The 23,231-nt window shown below is 55.8% G+C and carries 22 protein-coding genes; 7 read left to right on the top strand and 15 right to left on the bottom strand.

The features are described from left to right. The first annotated feature begins 27 nt into the window (after positions 1–27). From ftsH to ACR0CZ_RS16640, 6 genes are all read left to right on the top strand, one after another. Positions 28–1,944, top strand: a complete 1,917-nt coding sequence (gene ftsH, locus ACR0CZ_RS16615) for an ATP-dependent zinc metalloprotease FtsH (protein ID WP_170397380.1) — start codon at positions 28–30, stop codon at positions 1,942–1,944. A 95-nt stretch (positions 1,945–2,039) separates the two neighbouring features. Then, a complete protein-coding gene (locus tag ACR0CZ_RS16620) occupies positions 2,040–2,615 on the top strand; it encodes an MOSC domain-containing protein (protein ID WP_170397378.1) in 576 nt (191 codons plus the stop codon). A gap of 166 nt (positions 2,616–2,781) precedes the next feature. Continuing rightward, on the top strand, positions 2,782–4,458 hold the full coding sequence (locus ACR0CZ_RS16625) for a formate--tetrahydrofolate ligase (RefSeq protein ID WP_170397376.1): 1,677 nt from the start codon (positions 2,782–2,784) through the stop codon (positions 4,456–4,458). Between the two features lie 57 nt (positions 4,459–4,515). Beyond that, entirely contained in the window at positions 4,516–4,821 is a 306-nt protein-coding gene (locus ACR0CZ_RS16630; protein WP_170397374.1) for a chorismate mutase, read from the top strand. A 53-nt stretch (positions 4,822–4,874) separates the two neighbouring features. Beyond that, positions 4,875–5,765, top strand: a complete 891-nt coding sequence (gene folD, locus ACR0CZ_RS16635; RefSeq protein ID WP_170397373.1) for a bifunctional methylenetetrahydrofolate dehydrogenase/methenyltetrahydrofolate cyclohydrolase FolD — start codon at positions 4,875–4,877, stop codon at positions 5,763–5,765. A 329-nt stretch (positions 5,766–6,094) separates the two neighbouring features. After that, positions 6,095–6,724 (top strand): LytTR family DNA-binding domain-containing protein, encoded by a 630-nt coding sequence (locus tag ACR0CZ_RS16640; protein WP_255612017.1) that lies wholly within the window; start codon positions 6,095–6,097, stop codon positions 6,722–6,724. A 3-nt stretch (positions 6,725–6,727) separates the two neighbouring features. Here the strand turns inward: ACR0CZ_RS16640 and pdeM are convergent, their stop codons facing one another. The 15 genes from pdeM to ACR0CZ_RS16715 all read right to left on the bottom strand — a co-directional run bounded on the left by pdeM (position 6,728) and on the right by ACR0CZ_RS16715 (position 21,971). Continuing rightward, positions 6,728–7,390, bottom strand: a complete 663-nt coding sequence (gene pdeM / locus ACR0CZ_RS16645; RefSeq protein ID WP_170397369.1) for a ligase-associated DNA damage response endonuclease PdeM — start codon at positions 7,388–7,390, stop codon at positions 6,728–6,730. 40 nt (positions 7,391–7,430) lie between these two features. Beyond that, positions 7,431–9,842 (bottom strand): ligase-associated DNA damage response DEXH box helicase, encoded by a 2,412-nt coding sequence (locus tag ACR0CZ_RS16650; RefSeq protein ID WP_170397367.1) that lies wholly within the window; start codon positions 9,840–9,842, stop codon positions 7,431–7,433. A gap of 49 nt (positions 9,843–9,891) precedes the next feature. Continuing rightward, a complete protein-coding gene (locus tag ACR0CZ_RS16655) occupies positions 9,892–11,199 on the bottom strand; it encodes an ATPase (protein WP_170397365.1) in 1,308 nt (435 codons plus the stop codon). A 116-nt stretch (positions 11,200–11,315) separates the two neighbouring features. After that, positions 11,316–11,861, bottom strand: coding sequence for a prepilin peptidase (locus ACR0CZ_RS16660; RefSeq protein WP_170397363.1), 546 nt, complete (start codon positions 11,859–11,861; stop codon positions 11,316–11,318). 3 nt (positions 11,862–11,864) lie between these two features. Beyond that, positions 11,865–12,716, bottom strand: coding sequence for a tetratricopeptide repeat protein (locus ACR0CZ_RS16665; protein ID WP_170397362.1), 852 nt, complete (start codon positions 12,714–12,716; stop codon positions 11,865–11,867). Between the two features lie 30 nt (positions 12,717–12,746). Continuing rightward, the gene (locus ACR0CZ_RS16670) at positions 12,747–13,289 is read right to left on the bottom strand and encodes a tetratricopeptide repeat protein (RefSeq protein ID WP_480503818.1); all 543 of its coding nucleotides are present in this window, start codon (positions 13,287–13,289) and stop codon (positions 12,747–12,749) included. Between the two features lie 52 nt (positions 13,290–13,341). After that, positions 13,342–14,319, bottom strand: a complete 978-nt coding sequence (locus ACR0CZ_RS16675) for a type II secretion system F family protein (RefSeq protein ID WP_170397360.1) — start codon at positions 14,317–14,319, stop codon at positions 13,342–13,344. An 11-nt stretch (positions 14,320–14,330) separates the two neighbouring features. Beyond that, positions 14,331–15,299, bottom strand: a complete 969-nt coding sequence (locus ACR0CZ_RS16680) for a type II secretion system F family protein (RefSeq protein WP_170397358.1) — start codon at positions 15,297–15,299, stop codon at positions 14,331–14,333. Positions 15,300–15,311: 12 nt separating this feature from the next. Then, positions 15,312–16,751 (bottom strand): TadA family conjugal transfer-associated ATPase, encoded by a 1,440-nt coding sequence (locus ACR0CZ_RS16685; protein ID WP_170397349.1) that lies wholly within the window; start codon positions 16,749–16,751, stop codon positions 15,312–15,314. A 17-nt stretch (positions 16,752–16,768) separates the two neighbouring features. Next, a complete protein-coding gene (locus tag ACR0CZ_RS16690) occupies positions 16,769–18,001 on the bottom strand; it encodes an AAA family ATPase (protein WP_170397347.1) in 1,233 nt (410 codons plus the stop codon). A 201-nt stretch (positions 18,002–18,202) separates the two neighbouring features. Next, positions 18,203–18,829: an OmpA family protein gene (locus ACR0CZ_RS16695; RefSeq protein WP_170397345.1), complete on the bottom strand. Its 627-nt coding sequence runs from the start codon at positions 18,827–18,829 to the stop codon at positions 18,203–18,205. 17 nt (positions 18,830–18,846) lie between these two features. Then, positions 18,847–20,253, bottom strand: coding sequence for a type II and III secretion system protein family protein (locus ACR0CZ_RS16700; RefSeq protein WP_170397343.1), 1,407 nt, complete (start codon positions 20,251–20,253; stop codon positions 18,847–18,849). A gap of 196 nt (positions 20,254–20,449) precedes the next feature. Further along, positions 20,450–21,331, bottom strand: a complete 882-nt coding sequence (gene cpaB, locus ACR0CZ_RS16705) for a Flp pilus assembly protein CpaB (protein WP_170397341.1) — start codon at positions 21,329–21,331, stop codon at positions 20,450–20,452. 168 nt (positions 21,332–21,499) lie between these two features. Then, a complete protein-coding gene (locus tag ACR0CZ_RS16710) occupies positions 21,500–21,682 on the bottom strand; it encodes a hypothetical protein (protein WP_170397339.1) in 183 nt (60 codons plus the stop codon). A 94-nt stretch (positions 21,683–21,776) separates the two neighbouring features. Continuing rightward, on the bottom strand, positions 21,777–21,971 hold the full coding sequence (locus tag ACR0CZ_RS16715) for a hypothetical protein (RefSeq protein ID WP_170397337.1): 195 nt from the start codon (positions 21,969–21,971) through the stop codon (positions 21,777–21,779). Between the two features lie 352 nt (positions 21,972–22,323). Here ACR0CZ_RS16715 and ACR0CZ_RS16720 point away from each other — a divergent pair, with 352 nt between their 5' ends. Further along, complete coding sequence (locus ACR0CZ_RS16720; protein ID WP_170397335.1) at positions 22,324–23,190, top strand: transglycosylase SLT domain-containing protein; 867 nt, start codon at positions 22,324–22,326, stop codon at positions 23,188–23,190. The last annotated feature ends 41 nt before the right edge of the window (positions 23,191–23,231 follow it).

A 23,231-nucleotide genomic window follows, 5' to 3' on the forward strand; every position in this document is an offset into this window, starting at 1 on the left:
CTGCCGAAACCTTTCGGGAGATTTTCCTTGGGCAACGCTCGCAATATCGCCTTCTGGGTCGTTCTGTTTCTGCTGATCCTGGCACTGTTCAACCTGTTCAGTGGACCCAGCGGGTCGCTTCAGAACAATGAACGCACCTATTCCGAATTCGTCAGCGCCGTGGACGCCGGAGACGTCACCAGCGTGACGCTGGATGGCGAACAGATCCGCTATCGCACGAATGAGAATCAGGACTTTGTCACCATCAAACCCACCGATGCCGAGGTGACGAAGCTGCTGATCGACAAGAACATCCCCGTACGTGCTGAAAAGCAGCAGCAATCGGGTTTCCAGTCGTTCCTGATCACGCTGCTGCCCTTCCTGCTGTTGATTGGCGTCTGGGTCTATTTCATGAACCGGATGCAGGGTGGCGGCAAAGGTGGCGCGATGGGTTTTGGCAAGTCCAAGGCCAAGATGCTGACCGAAAAGCACGGCCGGGTGACGTTCGACGACGTTGCGGGCATCGACGAGGCCAAGGAAGAGCTGGAAGAGATCGTGGAATTCCTGCGCAACCCGCAGAAATTTTCGCGTTTGGGCGGTAAGATTCCCAAAGGCGCGCTGCTGGTTGGCCCTCCGGGCACTGGTAAGACGCTGCTTGCCCGTGCGATTGCGGGCGAGGCGGGTGTGCCGTTCTTTACGATCTCGGGTTCCGATTTCGTTGAAATGTTCGTTGGTGTTGGTGCATCGCGTGTGCGTGACATGTTCGAGCAAGCCAAGAAGAACGCGCCTTGTATCGTCTTCATCGACGAAATTGACGCCGTGGGGCGCCATCGTGGTGCTGGCTATGGCGGCGGTAACGACGAACGCGAACAGACTCTCAACCAGCTGCTGGTTGAGATGGACGGTTTCGAGGCCAATGAAGGCGTGATCATTCTGGCTGCCACCAACCGGAAGGACGTTCTGGACCCCGCGCTGCTGCGTCCGGGCCGATTTGACCGTAACGTGACCGTCGGCAACCCCGACATCAAAGGCCGCGAGAAGATTCTGGGCGTTCACGCGCGCAAGACGCCTCTAGGCCCCGATGTCGACCTGCGCATTATCGCGCGCGGCACGCCGGGCTTTTCGGGTGCTGATCTGGCGAACCTCGTGAACGAGGCCGCATTGATGGCCGCCCGCGTCGGTCGTCGCTTTGTCACCATGGAGGACTTTGAGAACGCCAAAGACAAGGTGATGATGGGGGCCGAGCGCCGTTCGATGGTGCTGACGCAGGACCAGAAGGAAAAAACCGCCTATCACGAGGCCGGCCATGCCGTTGTGGGTCTGGAACTGCCGCTGTGCGATCCGGTCTATAAGGCGACCATCATTCCGCGCGGTGGAGCGCTGGGTATGGTTGTGTCCCTGCCCGAAATGGATCGTCTGAACTATCACCGCGATGAGTGTGAGCAGAAGCTGGCCATGACCATGGCCGGTAAAGCCGCTGAAGTGATCAAGTATGGTGAGGACCACGTCTCGAATGGCCCTGCGGGCGATATCATGCAGGCCAGCCAGTTGGCGCGCGCCATGGTGATGCGCTGGGGCATGTCCGACAAGGTCGGCAACATCGACTATGCCGAGGCGCATGAAGGCTATCAGGGCAACACCGCCGGGTTCTCGGTATCGGCCCATACCAAAGAGCTGATCGAAGAAGAGGTAAAGCGCCTGATCCAGCAAGGCTATGAACGCGCGCACAAGATCCTGACCGACAAGAACGAGGAATGGGAGCGACTAGCGCAAGGCCTGCTTGAGTATGAGACCCTGACCGGCGAGGAGATCAAGCGCGTCATGAATGGCGAACCGCCCACCGAAAGCGATGATGAGGGTGACAGCCCCGATGAGGGCAACGCCCCCAGCGTAACTGCCATCCCGAAGACCAAGTCCAAGAAATCGCCGCCAGATGGCGGGATGGAACCAGAACCCACTGCATAATTGCAAAACCCGGAGCCAGCCTCCGGGTTTTCTCTTTTCATCAGGGCGTTGCTAGGCATTATGCCTGCTAACCTGTGATTGAAGGGGGGCGCCTCATGCCATTCTTGCGTGAAACAGAATATTCAGCCGAGGTGGTATGGCTGGGCCATGTTCCAGCAGGCCAGTCTTTGCGGGCCAAGCCTGTCAACGATTTGGACCTGAATTTTGATGGCGTTCAGGGGGAACGGCATCAGGGGCTCAATAGGGCGTCCTGTGTTCGAGTAGCGAATCTCTATCCAAAGGGCACCGAGATCCGGAATGTGCGGCAACTGTCAGTGCTGTCGGCAGAGGAATTGGGTGATATTGCGGCTGAGATGGAGTTGGCAACGCTTGATCCGTCTTACCTTGGGGCTTCGATTGTCCTGAAGGGCATTCCCGATTTCTCTCATATCCCTCCATCTTCGCGGTTGCAGGCCGAGAGCGGTTTAACGATCACTGTGGACATGGAAAACGCCCCCTGCGTTCTTCCGGGCCGTGAGATCGAGGCGGATCACACTGGTTACGGGGCGGCATTCAAACCTGCGGCCAAAGGGCGACGCGGGATAACGGCTTGGGTCGAACGCCCGGGGGCTCTGAAACGCGGCGACAAGATGCAATTGTTTGTGCCGGATCAGCCCCTTTGGAACCCATAGGTTCAATCCGTTTCCGATTTGCGCATTACGATTTCTCGCAACGCCGTTTCGCGGCATGAAAATGTCGGAATCCTTAGCCATCAGTGTTGTGTACATCAGTATATGTTGCGCAGCGCCGACGCCCGTGCGTCGGTTTTGCACGGAATTCAATCAGGGACCCTGCCCAATGAGCTACAAATCCGACATTGAGATTGCCCGCGAGGCGAACAAAAAGCCGATTCAGGAAATCGGCGCGAAGCTGGGTATCTCCAGCGATGATCTGCTGCCTTACGGCCATGACAAGGCCAAAGTCAGCCAGGACTTCATCAACTCGGTACAGGACCGCGAAGACGGCAAGCTGATCCTGGTGACCGCGATCAACCCAACCCCCGCAGGTGAAGGCAAGACCACCACCACCGTAGGTCTGGGCGACGGCTTGAACCGCATCGGCAAGAACGCGATGATCTGTATCCGCGAAGCTTCGCTTGGCCCGAACTTCGGCATGAAGGGCGGCGCCGCAGGTGGCGGTTACGCGCAGGTTGTTCCGATGGAAGAAATGAACCTGCACTTCACAGGTGACTTCCACGCCATCACCTCGGCCCACTCGCTGCTGTCGGCGATGATCGACAACCACATTTACTGGGGTAACGAGCAGGAAATAGACACCCGCCGCGTTGCATGGCGCCGTGTGGTCGACATGAACGACCGCGCGCTGCGTCAGATCACTGCCAGCTTGGGTGGTGTATCTAACGGCTTCCCGCGTGAGGCAGGTTTTGACATCACTGTGGCGTCCGAAGTCATGGCAATCCTCTGCTTGGCAAACGACTTGAAAGATCTGGAAAAGCGTCTGGGCGATATCATCGTTGCTTACCGCCGCGACAAGACCCCGGTTTACTGCCGCGACATCAAGGCAGAAGGCGCTATGACCGTTCTGCTGAAAGACGCTATGCAGCCGAACCTGGTGCAGACGCTGGAAAACAACCCGGCCTTCGTCCACGGCGGCCCGTTCGCGAACATCGCGCACGGCTGTAACTCAGTCATCGCAACCAAGACCGCGCTTAAAGTGGCCGACTATGTTGTCACCGAAGCGGGCTTTGGTGCTGACCTCGGTGCCGAGAAGTTCATGAACATTAAGTGCCGCAAGGCGGGTATTGCTCCGTCGGCAGTGGTGCTGGTGGCCACCGTGCGCGCGATGAAAATGAATGGCGGCGTGGCCAAGGCTGACTTGGGTGCGGAAAACGTTGACGCTGTGAAGTCAGGTTGCGCCAACCTGGGTCGTCACATCGAAAACGTCAAATCCTTCGGTGTTCCGGTTGTCGTCGCGATCAACCACTTCGTCACCGACACTGATGACGAAGTTCAGGCGGTCAAGGACTACTGCGGCGAGCATGGTGTTGAGGCGATCCTGTCGCGTCACTGGGAGCTGGGTTCGGATGGCTCTGCGCCTTTGGCGGAAAAAGTTGTCGAAATCGTCGAAAACGGCGCCGCGAACTTCTCACCGATCTACCCTGACGACATGTCGCTGTTCGAGAAGATCGAAACCATCGCCAAGCGTATCTATCGCGCCGACGAAGTTCTGGCCGACAACAAGATCCGCAACCAGCTGCGCGAATGGGAAGAAGCAGGCTATGGCAATCTGCCGGTCTGCATGGCGAAAACCCAGTATTCGTTCTCGACCGACCCAACCCTGCGCGGCGCGCCTACCGGACACTCGGTTCCGGTGCGTGAGGTTCGCCTTTCCGCTGGTGCCGGTTTCATCGTCGTTGTCTGCGGTGAGATCATGACCATGCCCGGTCTGCCGCGCAAACCGGCCGCCGAAACCATCTGCCTTAACGACGCAGGTGAGATCGAGGGCTTGTTCTAAGCGCTCAAATAAGACATCTCGTGGTCCGGGGATATCCCCGGGCCGCAGGAGACCAAAATGCCCACTCTGATACCTCCGCAAGACTGTCATTCGATGCAGGAATTGCGGCCTCAGATCGACAAGCTAGACCGCCAATTGATTGGATTGCTGGTAAAGCGCGCAACCTATATCGACCGCGCGTCGCAGCTGAAACCCGGCGAGGGCCTGCCAGCCCGCATCCCGGAACGTGTCGAAGATGTGGTGCAGCGCGTCCGCAAGAGCTCGGATGAGTTGGGTATGGACCCCGATCTTGCCGAAAAGCTCTGGCGTATACTGATTGATTGGTCGATTGCCCGCGAAGAACGCGTGCTCGGCCCAGACTGAAGAAACGGGCGCCTAGTGCGCCCGATCCGTTTTGTGAAAGAAGGGATCAAAGAATGGTAGCGCAGGTTATCGACGGAAAGGCCTTTGCCGCCAAAGTGCGCGCGCAGGTGGCTGACCAGGTTGCAAAGCTGAAAGAAGAGAACGGCATCACCCCCGGTCTGGCGGTGGTTCTGGTGGGCGAAGACCCGGCCAGCCAGGTCTATGTCCGTTCTAAGGGCAAGATGACCGTCGAGGTCGGCATGAACTCGTACGAGCACAAGCTGGATGTGGACACGTCCGAGGCGGACCTGCTGGCGCTGATTGACAAACTGAACAATGACCCTGCGGTGCACGGCATTCTGGTGCAACTGCCGCTGCCCAAGCATCTGAACGAAGATCTGGTGATCAACTCGATCGATCCGGCAAAGGATGTGGACGGGTTCCACATCTCGAATGTGGGCCTGCTGGGAACAGGTCAGAAGTCAATGGTGCCGTGCACTCCGCTCGGCTGTCTGATGATGTTGCGCGATCACCACGGCTCTTTGTCCGGCATGGATGCTGTAGTGATCGGTCGGTCGAACATCGTGGGTAAGCCGATGGCGCAGTTGCTTCTGGGCGACAGTTGCACCGTGACCATCGCGCATAGCCGCACCAAAGACCTTCCCGATGTTGTGCGCCGTGCTGATATTGTGGTCGCCGCAGTTGGTCGCCCCGAGATGGTTCCGGGTGACTGGATCAAGGAAGGCGCAACCGTGATCGATGTCGGCATCAACCGGATCGAACGCGACGGCAAGAACAAGCTGGTTGGCGACGTTGACTACGCCACTGCGGCAGAACGCGCTGGTGCGATTACCCCCGTTCCCGGCGGAGTTGGCCCTATGACGATCGCCTGCCTTCTTGCGAACACGCTCACCGCGGCTTGCCGCGCAAACGGCTTGCCTGAACCGGAAGGCCTGACTGCCTAATTGCAAACTCCGAGTTCAATCCGGGCGCAACGTCCATGATTGAATTGGCCGGAGAGCGAAAAGCTCTCCGGCCTTTTTCATTAGATTAGGATATTTATATAACTACATCTTGACTTGACCTAGCGTCGGTCGGTGATAATCCTTCTATTCCAGCCGTTTAAGGGGTTATAATCCTGTCTGTTCGTGTTTCATGGTTTTACCTTTGGCGAGGTGCGTTACCTGGTATGATGAAGCTGAGTCCGATCTTCTCGTTAATAAGCCTTCAACGGGTAGTGGCCGGCCTCGTTTTTATTCCTTTATTGGCGTATTCCTTTGCCCCCTTTCGGGATATGACACTGCCATTCAGTCAGCGGATGGTGTTCTGGACAGGTGTTATGCTGCTCGCGCTTGCAGCGACTTGGTCGGCTGGAAAGCTGGTACGCGAACGGCTAAATCGATCCGGATTGCTGGTCCGTGATTTTGCCTTCGTCCTGTTGATCCTGACATTGTTTGCACCATCACTGTGGTTTCTGACCTGGATTCTGTTCACGCTAAATGGATTGATGGCACCGGGCATATTGAAAGTCGCCCCTTATGGTCTTCTCTTCGCCACCGGACTTTTGCTGGTGCGTCAGCGGGAAGAAACCGCAGCACCGGTATTCGAACCCAGACCACGTCTTTTCAATCGTTTGCCCGCCACTTTCGAGGGGCAGGTTTATCGGTTAACCGTGCGCGATCACTATGTCGACGTGGTCACGTCCGATGGTACGTTTACAATCCGCTCGCGCTTTACCGACGCGATTGCCGAGATGGAGCCGGTACAAGGCCATTGTACGCACCGTTCACACTGGGTCGTGGATTCGGCGATTGTTGGGGTCGAAAAAGAAAAGGGAAAATCCTTTTTGCACCTAAGCAACGGCGATCAGGTTCCTGTCAGCAGGAAATACAAGCAACAGCTCGTGGACGACGGGTTGCTCTAGAACCTATCTGGGCATCGGGATGAGTTGAGGCTGCGCACCGGTCAGAATTGCCCGCGCATCCGGCGCCATGATGCCGCTCAGAGCCTCTGCTGAACTGCGCAACCCCCCTGTGTAAGCGCCATAAGCTGGAAGGATCAGACGTGATTGATCCAACAAAAAAGCCGGGCGGGTGATCGAGCGCCCTCGGGCATTCAGGTTAACTTTAGGGTGGTAGTGGCCCGAGATTTCACCTGCACTGTTTTGCTGGGCGATATGGCGAAAAATCAGATCGTGGCAAGCCCACTCGGACAAATGTGTGCCGCCCATTTCTACCGGGCCGGGGTCATGGTTCCCTTCGATCCAGATCCAACGTCGACCAGCCTGCATTGCGGTGATCTGTTGCCTATCCTCAGCAGCCAACGCGCCCGAGGCATCGAGATCGTCAAAACTGTCCCCCAAACAGATGACCGTCGTGGCACCGGTACGGGCAAGATCACTTGCCAATCGGGTCAATGTTTCGCGGCTGTCATACGGCGGCAAGGTCGGGCCGCCCCTGCGGGCGATCCGTTCGGATTTTCCTAAATGCAGATCGGAAACACAGAGCAAGCCCTGTTCCGGCCACCATAGTGCGCCCGACCCAAGCGCAGTCAGGTCTTGGCCAGCAAATGAAAACGCGATCTTGTTCATGATCCGTTCTTCATACGATTTTGCGGATTGCGCAAGTGGTTTATGCCGGTTGCAATCCGGCCGCCTGCAGTAAACGGGCACTTTCTTCCGCAAGCAGGCGTTCCTCGGCTTCACCCTTGACGGGGACTTTGCCAACTTCGAGGAACAGAGGCGCCGCCAGGGGTGAGACGCGGTCTAGCCGCAGCAGGTCAATCCGGTCTCCGATCCGGGCGACCATGGCTTCGATCCGTCCGAAATCGACCAACCCGCGCATGGCCTCTTCGCGGGTGATTTGCATCAGCAGATGTTCAGGATCGTATTTCAGCAAGGTGTCATAGAGGATATCTGACGAAAATGTCGCCTGCCGACCACTCTTGCGCTGCCCACCAGTGTTGCGTTCGATCAAGCCCGCGATTGTGGCCGAAGCACGAAATGTGCGTTTCATCACGGCGTTACCCGCCAGCCAAGTCTCCAATCCTTCTCGTAGCGCGTCCAACTGAAATAGTGGGCGCGGATCGGTCACCGCATCCAGCCCCCAGATTAAGGTGGCATAGTCAGTGGCTACAAATCCCAGCGGCGCAAGGCCGGTTTCCTCCATGCGTTTGGTCAACAGCAAGCCCAGCGTCTGTTGCGCATTGCGGCCGGCAAATCCGTAGACGCATAGATGCTCGCGCCCCCTGTCAGGGAAGCTCTCAATCAACAGGCGGTCACTTTGCGGCAGGCGTGATATCTCGCGCTGAAGACCCAGCCATTCGGCAGTATGTCCGGGCAGTTGAGGCCAATCCGGCTGCGCGAACATCCGTAGGATTCGGTCGCTCAGCTGGGTGGACGTGGCGAACTTAGTACCCGAAAAGGTCGCGATCTTGGGCTTGCGGTCAGCGCGGCGGCTGACTTCGACCACCATCTCTCGCAGACCCTCATAGCGGACGATCTGACCACCGATCAGGAAGGTATCACCAGGGGTTAGCGAGGCCGCGAATCCCTCCTCTACCTCACCCAGAGGCTTGCCCCCGCGATTGCGCTTAAGCCGAACCTTCAGCGTGTCGGTGTCCTGAATCGTGCCAAGGTTCATGCGGATACGTTGTGCCGCCCTCGGGTCGCGCAATTGCCAGGCTCCATCCGGGCGCTGCTGTAGCCTCTGCCACCGATCATAGGCTCGCAGAGCATATCCACCGGTGGCGCAGAATTCCAAACAGGCATCGAATTCAGCACGGGTGATCTGCGCATAAGGCCCGGCAGCCGTTATTTCGGCGTAGAGTGCATCTGCATCAAACGGTCCCGCTGCGGCGGCGATCAGAATATGCTGGCACAAAACGTCCCTGGGTCCTGGCCCGCGGGGGTCGCCATCCAGATCATGTTCTTGCACAGCTTCCAGTGCAGCAACACATTCGACCACTTCGAACCGGTTGGCTGGGACGAGAATAGCTTTGGAAGGGGCATTGTAGCGGTGATTTGCGCGCCCGATCCGCTGCACCAGCCGCTTGACGTTCTTCGGCGCGCCGATCTGGATCACCAGATCCACATCGCCCCAGTCGATCCCCAGATCGAGGCTGCCGGTGCAGACAATTGCCCTCAGATCACCCCTGACCATCGCAGCCTCGACCCGTTCGCGTTGTTGCCGATCCAGGCTGCCGTGGTGAATACCAATGGGCAGAGCGTCGTCGTTGGCGAGCCAGAGGTTGTGAAAGAAAATCTCGGCCTGCGCCCGAGTATTGTGAAAGATAAGTGTCGTCTTGTGCTTTTTGATCTGCTCCATCACAGCGGGGATGGAATAGGCTGCGCCACCGCCCGACCATGGCGGCATCTCTTGTGTTTGCAGCATCGAGATATCGGGGTCAGGGCCGGGATCAGCCTGAATAACTCGGCAAGGATCGGGATTGCGGGCTAGAAATCGTGCGATGCCTTCGGGGTCTTCAACAGTGGCGGACAAGCCAACGCGGCGCAGATCGGGGCAGAGTGTCTGCAATCGTGCCAGCGCCAGCATCAATTGATCCCCCCGTTTGCTTTCTGCCAGTGCATGTATTTCGTCGACAACAATGCGCTGGACCCCAGCAAACATGCGCGGAGCATCTTCGTATGAAGTAAGTAACGCCAGACTCTCGGGCGTGGTCAGCAGGATATGTGGAGGATCGGCGCGCTGGCGTTTCTTCTGCGTGGCCGATGTGTCGCCGGTGCGATCTTCGATCCGAATTGGTAGGCCGATTTCCTCGACGGGAACGCGCAGATTGCGCCTGATATCCGCTGCCAGCGCCTTGAGAGGAGACACATAAAGCGTGTGCAATCCGTCATGCTGCCCCAGCGCCAACTCGGCCAGGGAAGGCAGAAACCCGGCCATGGTTTTCCCGCCACCAGTTGGAGCGATAAGAAGGGTCGCGGGATCATTCGCCCGCTCAAACATTTCTTGCTGATGTGGATGAATCGACCAGCCTTTGTTCGAAAACCAGTTTTGGATTGCCGGGGGAATCTGCACCATCCGGCAAACCTAGCGCAGCCCTCAGGCCATGGAAACCAGGACAAGGGGATCAGTGAATGATCTTTTCTTCCTTCACGAACATGTTGGCCCAGGCTCGGTCGATCAGGTCCGGACTCATCTGATAAGGGATACCCTCAAACTCGCAGATTGAGATCATCTGGTCGATCAGGAAGATCGGCTGATAGTTTGCGTAGATGTTGTTGATGGTCGGGTATTTGACCTTCAGCAAATGCACCAACGCCGCCTCGTCTAGTGGCATACCGCGCTTGCGGGCGACCATGGCAAAGATCTTCAGGAAGTTCTCTTGGTTCGGGCCGTCGATTTTGATCTTGAAGAAAATCCGGCGCAGGGCCGCTTGGTCGAAAATCTCATTCGGGTGGAAGTTGGTCGAAAATATAACCAGCGTGTCGAATGGTACTTCGAACTTCTCACCCGATTGCAGGCCAAGGATATCCTTGCTTTCTTCAAGCGGAACAATCCAGCGGTTGATCAGGGCCTGAGGGGGCTCTGCCTGACGTCCAAGGTCGTCCACGATGAAGATGCCGCCGGTGGATTTCAGCTGCAAAGGCGCCTGATAGGTACGCGCGGTGGGGTTGTAGACCAAATCCAGCATGCTCAGTGACAGTTCACCACCAGTCACAACGGTGGGACGTTCGCATTGAACATAGCGAGTGTCGAACCGCTTGCGACGGCGCAGACTGTTGGGATCGTCCTCTTCTTGCTCGATCGCGGTGTGCACGATCGGATCGTAGACCGTAATCACCTGACCGGCATATTCGATTGCGCGCGGAACATAGACGTTGTCCCCCAAAGCATCACGAATGCCGTTCGAGATCGAGGATTTACCATTGCCCGGAGGGCCATACATCAGAATTGAGCGACCGGCGCTGACCGCCGGGCCCAGATGATCCAGCAGGCTGTCGGGCAGAACAAGATGGCCCATCGCGCCAGTTAGCTGGTCGCGAGTGACTTGAATGTTGCGGATCGACTGGCGCTTGACCTGCTCGCGGTAAACATCGAGCGGCACCGGCATCGCACCGAAATATTCAGACTGGCTCAACGCGTCCAACGCCCGCGCTTTGCCCGCATCGGTCAGCTGATAGCCCATTTCATTGCCGGAGTTGGCGTTCAGAGTCCCGGTCGCTTCAAGCAGTTTCTGCTCGCGTGCGATATCAACTAGTTCCTGTGTCACGGACCCGGGCAGACAGATGGCACCCGCAATTTCGCTGACCGTATCCACGTTCTTGCGAAAGACGGTCTTCAACAGAATGTCCCGCATCATCACCAGCGGAAGTTGCATTTCTCCCAGGCCTTTAGGGGCAGGGGGGGCAATCACAGAGGAGGTCTGCATATTCATGAGCGGGGCTCGTCCATCCAAAAATCACGCAAAAGGCCCTTGCGGGGCCGCTTTGGAAGAATTTGGCGCGGATTTGTGGCAGGACAAAGGCGCGGGCAAGGCGCGCTGATGATTGTTCACGATCCGTGGATTATGCCCAAAATCAAATAAACAACGAGGCTGCCAGCCAGCGTCAGACCCATAGGGAACTGTTTGCCGCGATCCCAGCTTTCCCAATGTGGTGCGATCTGGCGCAGCCGGGTGTATTTCGCCAACCGGTGTGCAAAGAACGCTCCCAGCAGAGTTGCCGTCAGAATCACCATGACCCACATCAGGTCACCGACCCAGACAAACGCTGCGGCTGCGGCACAGAACTTCGCGTCTCCGGCCCCCATCACACCAGCTGCATTTAGCACGATGCCGATAACAAGAAGGACAACCATGTGAAGCAGCTGCCATCCGTAGACAGGCAGGGTCAGGGTTAACGGCCCGATGTTGCCGGGGATCCACGGACCGGACCACGGTGGCAATGCGATAAGCCCGACGATGAGATAAACAACCGCCAGCGCGACGACAGCGTGGTTCTTGATCCGCATCTCACGCATATCCGTAAAGGCAACGTAGAAACAGATCGGCAGAACAAAAGGTAGAAACCAGGCCGCCGCTGCCGCTGGTATGATCATGGATCAGGCGTCCTCAAGGGCCCGAAGCGAGCGGACCGCCTCGTCATAATGCTGCGGGTGGGTGGAAATCGCCTCGCGATAGAGGTTCTTGGCCAGGTTGATATTCCCCTGTTTCACGGCTGAAATGGCCATGGTGTTCAACAGTTTCGCCCGTTCGGTCTGCGTCATTGGGACAACAGGGACGCTGTAGTTGCCTTGCGCGCTGCGCGCCAGAACAAGGTTGTTCTTGGCGGTGAACATAGAATTGTCCTGCCTAATGGCGTCGGTAAACAGCCGCTCGGCTTCCGCATATTGCCCGCGCGTTAGTTTGGAATAGCCCCAGTTGTTCATGACTCCGGCAGGGCGGGTCGTCAGGCCCACCGCGGTTTCGTAGTAATGGTCGGCGCGATTCCAGTCTTTTTTGGCATCTGCCACCAGCGCTTCAAGCCGATACCGTTTAAAGGTTTCATATGTAGGGGGGATCTTGTCCAATGTCGCCTTTGCGCCGTCCCAGTTGCCGCTGCGAATCTGCGCATCAGCGTATTCGACACGGTCGGCGTTGTTGGCCCCTTTCATGCTCAGCACTCGTTTCCACGCGGCGGAAGCTTCAGTGCTGCGCTTGGCACGGGTCAGCGTGATCGCTAGTCCTCGTTGCAGGTCGATGCGGTCGGGGTTCTTGGCGGCCGCACTTTGGAAATAGGTCACCGCCTCATTGGGATCGGCCGCATTCAGCATCACGTCATTCAGGTTGGTCTCGTCGATAACGTTCACTTCCTGAAAAGTACGTTCAACCTTTTCCTCTTCGGTTTCCTTTGCGCAGGCGGCCAAAACCAGCCCGCACGCCAGCATCGTCGGAATCAAGAAGGGTTGGCGCATTTTTGTGCGTCCTTTACTGCTCTGCCTCTATTACTGGATTTTACGCAGAACAAATTGCCCGTTGCCGCGCTGCTCCAGTTCAAATTCTTGTTCTTGAGGGGTATTATTAACAGGATTTTCCATTTTTGCGAGTGCTAACCGCAGATTGTCGCGGATTGCGTCACTTTCGCCATTGTCCAGCGCATAGGCTCTGCGGAACATCTGCGCGGCTTCGGCATATTCGCCCGTTTCCACCAAGAAGACACCCAGGTTGTTCCATGCCACAGGCCACTCGGGATCGTCCTCGACAGCACGACGCAATAGCGGTTCAGCTTGGCCAATCCGGCGCAATCCCAAATTAGCTGTCCCAAGCGAAGTCAGGATTTGCGGGGTCATACCCTGTTGCAACGCGGCACGGGTGAAGGATTCAAGTGCAAGCTCATATTCGCCCGCCGCCATCAATCGGTTTCCGACCGTCACCTCATCTACCGCAGGCCCATCAGGATCGACGCCAGGGGCAAACGGATCGTCTGTCGCGCCTGTTTCAGTGCAAGAGGCCACCATGGTGAAAACCATGGCGGCCGGAATTGTCATACGAAGGTGCCAACAACCTGATTTGGCAACCCAGCGAAGAAGCGGGAAGGCGTTATCGGTTTCCAAACTCCATAATACCTTTTGCCGAAGGTCCAACAAGGATGACCAGCAGAGGAGGGACGGTCAACATCATTGTCGCAAGCGTCATTTTGGTTGGCAACTTATTCGCTGCCTCTTCGGCGCGCATCACGCGTTTGTCACGCATTTCATCGGCATAAACCCGCAACGCTTCGGCAATGGATGTCCCGAATGTCGCTGATTGGATCATCACGGTGACGAACGCACTAACGTCCTGAACGCCGCATCGCGTCGCGAAGTCGCGCAAAACGGTGTCCTTTTCTTTACCGGCTTTCATTTCGTAGGCGACAACCTCGAACTCAAGCGCGATGTCTGGGTAAGATGCTTTCATCTCAGACGCGACCCGTACAATGGCCTGATCCAAGGACTGCCCGGCCTCGACGCATACCAACATCAGATCGAGCGTATCAGGGAAACCATTTACGATCGCTTCCTTGCGTTCCTCTACGCGCCGCGTGATCCAGTATTTGGGCACGAAGTAACCCGCAATACCAGGTCCCAGAACGCGAATGAGGATTTGTGTCGAGTCAAATTCCTGATCGCCCGCAAACACGGTAACCAGCGAGACGCCGATCAGGATCCCGATTATGCCCAATGCGAACTGAGCGAAGTGATAGAAACGAACCGCGTCCTTGGACTGATAGCCGGCTTGCCTCAACTTGAGTTGAACGGCGGTATACTCTTCTTCGTTCTTTGGTTCGAGAAAGTTGGCGAACTTCTCAAGCTGTTCGTTCCGGCTGGCTGTTCTGAGACGCTCTTTCTTTTCTTTCTTGTTGTTTTTTGGCGGTGAATTTGACCGCTGCAACTTCTTTAGTGGGTCTTCCGGCTGGTTCAGCATCAGCGGGATTGTGACCAGGATCATGAACAATCCCAAAACGCCCACGACAATCAGCGGACCGAATTCACCCAAGTTCTGCTTCAACAGTTCATTGATCTGGTTCAAAAATTCCATCTTTGGGCCTCTTAAACCTTAATGTCGGTCAGGATACGCATGACGATCAGGTTCAGGGTCAGCGTGATGCCGACAAAGAAACATGCCGGAATGAAAAGCGGATCGTCGATTACGGCGTCGTAGTAGTTCGGGTCCTTAACCATGATGAACAGAAGACAGGCGACCGGGAAACCCGACAGGAATTTACCTGACCATTTGGCTTCGGCGGTGATAGCGTTCACCCGGCGGAACAGTCGGAAACGCGCGCGGATCACCTTGGCCAATCCAGCCAAAATATCGGCAAGGTTACCCCCCGATTGCTGCTGGATCGAAACGGCGACGGCCAAAAACCGTAAATCCTGCATGTCCAGCCGCTCTGCCATATCTTTGAGTGCTTCACCGACATCCCGGCCATAAGCGGATTCATCCGAGATAACACCGAACTCTGTCGCAAGGGGGTCCTCGACCTCGTTAGCAACGATTTGGATCGAAGAAACAAATGGGTTTCCGACACGAAGTGACCGAACCATCAGTTCCACCGCGTCGGGCAATTGTTCTTCAATCAAGGCCATACGTTTATTGGCTTTGTTATTGACCCAAGCGTACACCGCTCCGACCCCGATCGCGACCGATAGAGCCGCCCGAAGCGTCGGTTCGGTCGCTGTTCCTACGCTCAAACCTACAAAAGCCAGCCCTGAAACCAGTGCCATGATCACAATCAACTGCCGAGGAGAGAAGGCGATCGCCGCCTTCTGCGCCTTGTCTGCCAATAGCGAGTAGAGCGGTATGCTCTGCGACTTCATGTGCTGCTGCATTTCCTTGCGCAGCTGCTCCAGTACTTGCTCGCGCCCGACGCCCTTATCGATCATATCCAGCCTGCGATTGACGCGGCTGTTCAGGCTGATCGATTTTCCGAATGCGACGAGATAGATACCTTCGACCAGGGCAAAGACCCCGACGAAAATCACGATGTAGATGAGCGCCTCGACAGGCAGTTGCATATCTTGGTTCTCCTACATCGTGGTTGGATCGTAGATCGAGGCGGGCAGATCGAAGCCCCACAGACGGAAGCGCTCGGAATAGTGGCTGCGCACACCTGTGGCGGTGAAATGACCGATGATCTTGTTGTCGGGGGTCAATCCAACCCGTTGAAATTTAAATATTTCCTGCATCGAGATGACGTCACCTTCCATGCCGGTAATTTCGGTGATTGATGTCATCCGGCGCGAACCATCCTGCAGACGGCTGGCCTGAACGATCAGATTCACAGCCGACGAGATCTGGCTGCGGACCGCTTTGATCGGCATTTCGATCCCCGCCATGGCGATCATGTTTTCAAGACGCGAGATACCGTCACGGGCCGAGTTGGCGTGGATCGTGGTCATTGATCCGTCGTGGCCGGTATTCATGGCCTGCAGCATATCGATCACTTCGGCGCCACGGGTCTCGCCCACGATGATGCGGTCGGGGCGCATCCGCAGGGCGTTTTTCAAACAATCGCGCGGACTGACCTCGCCTTTGCCTTCAACGTTGGGCGGACGGCTTTCCATCCGACCCACATGGGTCTGCTGCAGCTGAAGTTCCGCGGTATCCTCAATGGTCAGAATGCGCTCGGCGTCGTCGATAAAGCTCGACAGCGCGTTCAGCGTAGTCGTTTTACCGGAACCGGTACCGCCCGAAACAATGATATTCAGACGAGTCGACACGGCGGCTTGCAGATAGGCTGCCATTTCTTCGGTAAACGCACCGAAATTGACCAGATCGTCGATGCCGAGCTTGTCTTTCTTAAACTTACGAATGGAAACAAGCGAACCATCCACCGCGATCGGCGGCACCATCGCATTGAAACGTGAGCCATCAGCCAAGCGGGCGTCAACATACGGGTTGGATTCATCGACACGGCGACCAACGGCAGAAACGATCTTGTCGATGATCCGCATCAGGTGCTTTTCGTCTTTGAACGTGATGTCGCTGATCTCAAGCTTACCGGCCCGTTCGACAAAAATCTGCTGGGGGCCGTTGACCAGAATATCGTTGACCGAGTCGTCTTGTAGCAGCGCTTCCAGCGGCCCGAGACCGGTGACCTCGTCATAAAGCTCTTTGTTCAGCTGGCTGCGGTCTTCACGGTTCAGAACGATGTTGCGGGCTTCCAGAACTTCGCTGGCAATCGCGCTGATTTCTGTCCGCAGCTCGGATTCTTCAGCTTTTTCAAGGGCTGCGAGGTTCAGGTTTTCAAGAAGCTCGCGGTGCAGCTCAAGCTTGATTTCGCCCAGCCGTTCCTTGCGTTTGCGTTCCTTGTCGTTTCCAACAACTTCTGCTGCCTTTTTCTTGACCGGCTTGCGCGCAATTGCGTTGGCAGCTGGTGCCGCAGCTGCCGCTGCCGGGGCCTCGACTTTCGACGCCTGGGTTTCAACCGGCTGCGCCGAAGGCTGTTTTTTGTATCTTGAAAACACGGCAGCTCCCCTTTGAGTTATGCGGCTTCGGCGTCACTGCTGCCAAGGCTATGAAGCGATTGAGCCAATTTGGCGATTTCCCGGCGCAGTGGGTTCTTGGCCGCTGAATTTGCCAGCGGTAAACCGTGGTCGCCGCTTTGCATGACGGGTTTGCCGCCATCGGGCAGAAGCAGATCAATGGAAATACCCAGACTTTCGCCCATACGTTTAACCCGACTTTTACCGTTGAGATCGGTAAATTTCGGAGCCCGATTCATAGCAAACCGCAGTTTGTTGAAGGGTAATTCCTCGGCCTGCAGTGCCCGTTTCAGACGCAATGCATTCTGGGCCGAGCGCATATCCAGCTCGAGCAAGGCAAAATAGACATGGGCGGCCTGCAGAACCGTTTCTGACCAGTGAACAAGTGTTTTTGGCATGTCTATGACGACATAATCAAAATTCGCGCGTGCGGTGTCGATCACACGCTGAATGTCCTCAGGCGTGATGATGTCCAGCGGCACCATGTCAGATGGTGCCGTTAGAACTTGCAGCTTCTCTTCAAACGTCTGGAGCGCTTGTCCAAAGGAGTCTTCGTCCATCGAATCCGTGTCTGAGAGCATTTCGAACACGGCTTCATGACGAGGCAGATCCAAATAGGTCGAAACAGTGCCGTATTGCAGATCCAGGTCGATCAGGCACACTTTCGGGGCTTCTTTGGCTGAAACCGTTACAAGTTCCCATGCCAGATTGACCGCCATGGTTGTAGAACCGACACCACCTGCCAGACCCTGTACGACAAAAAGCGCCCCTTCTTTCGAGGAGCCGTTCGTCGCAGTAGGCGCTGCTTGTGGTGCCACAACCGGATCGGGTTGTTGCATACGATCGATTGCTTCCTGAAGTTCATTTTCGGGAAGCGGGTAGGGGACAAACTCGTCCGCACCTCTGCGTAGCAGCTGATGCAATGCGGCAGGGGTGACATCCTCGGCGATCAAGACAACTTTGATGCCTTTTTCCTTGGCCTGAGTGATGATCTCACCCATCAGTGTCAGGTTGTCTTCGTCATCGCCGTCCAGCGCCAGCGCTACAAATTGAAGCGTCTTGGCTTCGGGTTGGCTAAAGAACGCAAGCGCTTCGGCAAATCCAAGATCACCCCAGCGTTCGCCCAGCGCAGCTTCCATATCCTCGATCAAAAGGTCGAAGTTCTGGACATCACGGCTGATGGTGCAGGCCAAAATGGCGTTATTATCGTCTTGCGGCGTCGCGCTTGTCATTAACACAATCCTCATCGAGAGGGCTGAGCAAACCATTTGAACGCGAGAAGTTTCAGTTCTGGTATGCTGTCGCCCGATGCGGTCGATTTTGGCCGCAGGTCACCCAATTGTTCACAAAGTGGCTTGGAAGTTAGGCAAGAATTGGGCGCAAAAGAACCAATTGTAGGGAAATGGGCGACAATGCCGCCCATTTCCTATTTATTAGTCGCTGGTACCACCGGCGTCTTCTTGCCGTTGGATATCGCTTATCGGGATCGCGCTTGAGATGTATTCGCGATAGATCACGTCCGCATATTTTCCATCCAGAATATTTGGATGCCGGTCGAAGAAGCCGGATACCTCGGTCACTGTCCGTCGATTGCGTCGATCCCGATCTTGGGTGGCAACCAACGGCCTGGATTTACCAAAGGAAACAACGGCTTCCAACCGTGAGCGCGATATTCCTTGTCGTGTTAGGAATGCAACGGCGGCATTGGCGCGGCGCTGGCCCAATCGCTTGTTATATGCCTCAGAGCCAACGGCATCCGTGTGCCCATAGACACGGAACCGCGCCTCGGGGAACTGTTTGATCCAGGCCGCCTGCTGCAACAGGATTCGTTGCGCCGAAGCGTCCAATTGCGCGCTATCGAATGCAAAGTTGATCTGTGTTGGCACCTCGGCAGCGAAACGCCGCGCGAGGATTTGGCCATACGTCAACTCACCATTCATGACCTGAATGTTGTTCAGTGTAGCGTTACCAAACGTGCCCTGATCGATTTCGTACCCGGCCTCGCGTGTACAACCGGCGACAGCAACCGAAAGACCCAGTGTGATGATCCACTTTTCCATTGGTTCTATCCTCTCTATCAGTCCAGCACGTAGCCGTAAGAGGTGCCAAAATCCTGATTGGCAACTTCAGAGGCTGCACCATTTCCGGCGCGTTCAGTCCGAGAGATCTTGCCGTTTACGAACAGATCGAACTCGCTGGGCGGTTTCACACGATCGGTCGGCAGGGCAAGCGCCTCGCCACGAGTGGGCGACACCAGATGCGCGGTAATGATGATGATCAATTCACTCTGCTCACGCTGATACTGAGCGCTCCTGAACAACGCGCCCAATACAGGCACATCGCCAAGCCAGGGAACCTGGCTGTTCAGATCCGTGAAATCATCCTGGATTAGGCCTGCAATGGCAAAGCTCTCACCGTCGCGCAACTCGATGGTTGTCCGTGTTTGACGCGTGATGAAGCTGGGAACATTGTCGCCGTTAATCGTGAAGTTCGCACTCTGGTCGATGCTCGATACTGATGCACCCAGTTCCAGGTTGATCAGGTTGCCATCGACGACGCGCGGAACAAACAGGAGCTGTACGCCAAACTGACGATACTCGATCGCAACAACACCGTCGCCTTGGGGTACTGGGATTGGCACCTCACCACCGGCAAGGAACTCCGCCTCTTGGCCAGACAGTGCAGAAAGATTCGGTTCTGCCAAGCTGCGAACCAAACCCTTGGTTTCAAGGGCTTCCAAAAGCAGTCTAACCTGTGTCGACCCCGCGCCGAAACCGAAGAGAATGGCACCGGAATTTGTCTGAACAAACGGGATGTTGTTCGCCAGTGCGTTGTTCAGTGCGCCCTGGTTATTCAAGGAATTGAAGCCCGCAGTGGTGTCGCCACCGCCAAAGCCCAACGATGCCGACAAGTTTTTGGCTACAGAGCGGTTCATTTCCGCAAAGCGCACTTTCAGCATGACCTGCTGCACGCCACCGACATTCATCAGGTTCGATACACGTTCAGGGGCATACCGTTCTGCCAACTCAAGCGCACGCGCCAGTTTGGCACTGCTGGAAACTGTTCCCGACAAGACGATCCCATCATTGGCGGTCCGAACCTCGATTCGCTCACTGGGAAGAATCTGACGCAAGCGTTCTTTGAATTCCGAAACATCAGGGGAAACACGCACACGCACGTTGGTAATCAGATTACCCGCGCCGTCGAACATTGTCAGGGTGGTTGTACCCGGTGCCCGACCGAGAACATAGATAGTGCGGTCCGACAGGGTCGAAATATCCGCTATGCCTGCATTGGCAATGCTGATGTCTGCGAACGGTTGTTCGCTTTCCACCACGATTGCGCGATTTACGGGGACATCCAGCGTTTCCGCTGTACCCTTTTTAACCACGCGAAGATTTTGGGCCCAAGCGGCATCGCCGATTGGGCTCACAACTAGCGACAACCCCAGCAGGGTTGCGCTGATCCAGGAACGTATTGTCATGTGACCTGCCTCTCCGATCACCACTCGATTTTTTTTGGGTCTTATGCCCTATGCTATGAAACCCTGCGACAGAACCAGATTTATTGCAATAATCAATGGTTTCTGGAAAGTTCCTTATGTGGATTATGCGCAACAACACAAAGAAAGAGACCGCGCAAAATGCGCGGTCTTTGTCTCGTAAAGGTCTGAAACTTAGTTAGTTTGTGCAGGGAATTGGGGTCTCTACCGTCTCGCCGCCACGACGGGTGCGGATTGTGCAGACCTTCTCCGGAGCCGCGACGGGGGCCGGGGCCCTCTCTTCAATGCCAAGCAAAGACTGCTGATCGACTTCAACCACCTCTGCCACCTTGTCATCTTGAGCGCCAACCAGTGCCAGCGACATGCGACCCGTGTTCTGAGCCTGCGCCAAAGCGGCGATCTGTTGTGGCGTCGCTGCAACTGTGACCGTGCGAGCAATGGTTGTGCCGGTTACATCCAGTCCCGCCGATTGATCAACAGCGACCAATTCGATGTTCGTCAGTACCAAACGAGTAATCTCACCGCGGCCAGAATCACTGGTGCCACGCAATGAGCCGGTCCAATACACATCCACCGTATCGCCTGGGCGCAAGAAGCCTGATACGCCAGATGCCACATCAACGCTTATCGCAAATGCGCGCATTCCCTTGGGCAATTGTGATCTGAGGCCCGCAGTCTCGCCTGGATTGGTGACTTTGACTTCCATAATCGCTTCGTCTTTCTCCATCGCGCGGAGAACGAATCGTTCATTGTTTTTGATTTCCGGGAATAGGGCTGTCATGTCCACGAAGGCACCCTCGGGAATCGCATCCTCTGGCCACTGAACGACGCGGATATCTTCCTGGTTCAAACGTTCGCCGTATTTGAAGGAGCGATTCGAAACCAAAACGCCTACTGTCGGGACAATGCCCGCCTGCGCATTGGCAAGCGCCTCTTCGCGCAACTTGCGTTCCTGAGCAAGTTTGGCCTGATTGTCCGTGATGTATTCGCGTGCCATATAGACAGCACCACCGGCCAACGCGACCCCGATGATAAGAACAAGTCCAAAAACAGCTCGCATTTGTCCCTCTTTATTTTCCGTAGACCGCGACTCTTGAAGTCACATCGATTCAGGATCCAAGATATTTTTCAATTGTGTCGAAAAAGCGGACAATCCCGGTAATTTTTGACAGAAAATACGCTTATTCGCAGGGTTGCCGTTTCGCTAGTAAATGGGAACGGGCCCGCGCTACTCAAAGACCATCTCTTCTACTTCTACATTTGCGATCGGCTGTCCCGCTGTTAGAAGTCCTTGGCTCAGGATGAAGTAGATTATTGCGGCGAGACCTGCGATTGCAGCAGTTAAAACCACCCAGTCTACGGTTATCGCGCCGGTCTCATCGGTTCGGAAACTATGTACTCTTTTTAACATTGGACTATACCGGGTCGCTCTCTTCTAAAAACAAAGGGGCCACGCCTTTGAGTAAAGACATGGCCCCAAGTCGTTATGCTAGACCGATATCAGATTATTCGGTATCCGGAACTGTCACAGTTACCGAACCCAGAGCGTCATCGATGTTGCCTGCCAGGCTGCTGGCACCATTGTGGATCTGGTTGTAAGCAACGGCTGCCAGGCCAACAACAGCTGCGGTCAGAACGACCCAGTCTACAGTTACGGCGCCGTCTTCGTCTTTGCGGAAGTTCTTGATGAACTTGATCATGTTATGTCCCTCCTAAAGGATCAAAAATTAATTAACCTCGGCGTCTTTCAGAGCTTTCTCTCTCAGTCCGCTCCCGATCGTCTCGGTATGGATATATGTTTGACCCCTGTGCGTGGCAGGAATTGGGCCAAACCAATATTTTTTTGCTCAAAGCTTAATTTTTTGTTGGTGAATTTAGTAACTAATTGGAAATAAATAAAAAAAATCACACCTTTTTTGTACTTCCGTTGCGTGGGCGATGCAAAATGGCGGCAATTGAGGCGAAATTGCCCCAATTCGCTTGGTTTTTCTGGTGTTGCGGGCCGTTATGATGTTCAAAATGCTTCAAAAGATAAGAAATCGAGGCAGGCAAATGTATTTCCGGGACGCAGTAATATGCGCCGGTGCAGCGGTGTTTCTGATGGCGGGTGCGATTCCTGTCACTGCAACCGAAACCGAGCCGCGCGGCGTCTATAAGCGCATAAAGGCCCCGAAACCGGGGACACGTCCGCGCGTGACGATTCAGATCACGCCCGAACAACATGCAGCATCACCATCAGCCCCCAGCACTGGCGCCAAGCTGGACGTGCCTGAGATTGCCGCTATCGCAAAGCCGCCCCCATCGGTTCCTCAGAAGATTGCGGGAGCGACCAAGCCAGTTGGCTCTTATAAAGCATTCTGGAGCCGGGTATCCCCCGATCTGGCGCAGGCCAGCGCAGGTAGGCTGAGAGAGGCCGTTCAAGCGCTTACTGCCACGGGTGTCGCGGCGCCGCGTCTGCAGACCTTGCAAGACATCGCAGAAAAGCGAGGGGTGGATATTCTACGTTCGACCGTAGGGACGAATGTCTCACCCGCACTTGTCCTAGCCGTTATCTCGGTAGAATCTGCGGGCCGCACACAGGCTGTCAGTTCTGCCGGGGCGCAGGGCTTGATGCAATTGATGCCAGCTACCGCCGAACGTTTTGGGGTAGAGGACAGCCTGAAACCTGAACAGAATATCGAAGGTGGGGTCAAATACCTGCATTGGCTCATGAACGAGTTCGACAATGACCCGATTCTCGTACTGGCAGGTTACAATGCCGGCGAAGGGGCCGTGCGCAAGCATAGTGGTGTGCCACCTTATGCCGAGACCAGAGACTACGTGCCCAAGGTTCTGGCCGCGTTTCAGGTCGCGAGTGCTCTTTGTACAACAACACCGCAGTTCGTTTCGGACCCCTGCATTTTTCAGACTTCGAACTAAAAAAGGCCCGCGTCGCAGCGGGCCTTATGAATCATTGGCCT

It is taken from the genome of Ruegeria sp. H9, assembly GCF_056532915.1.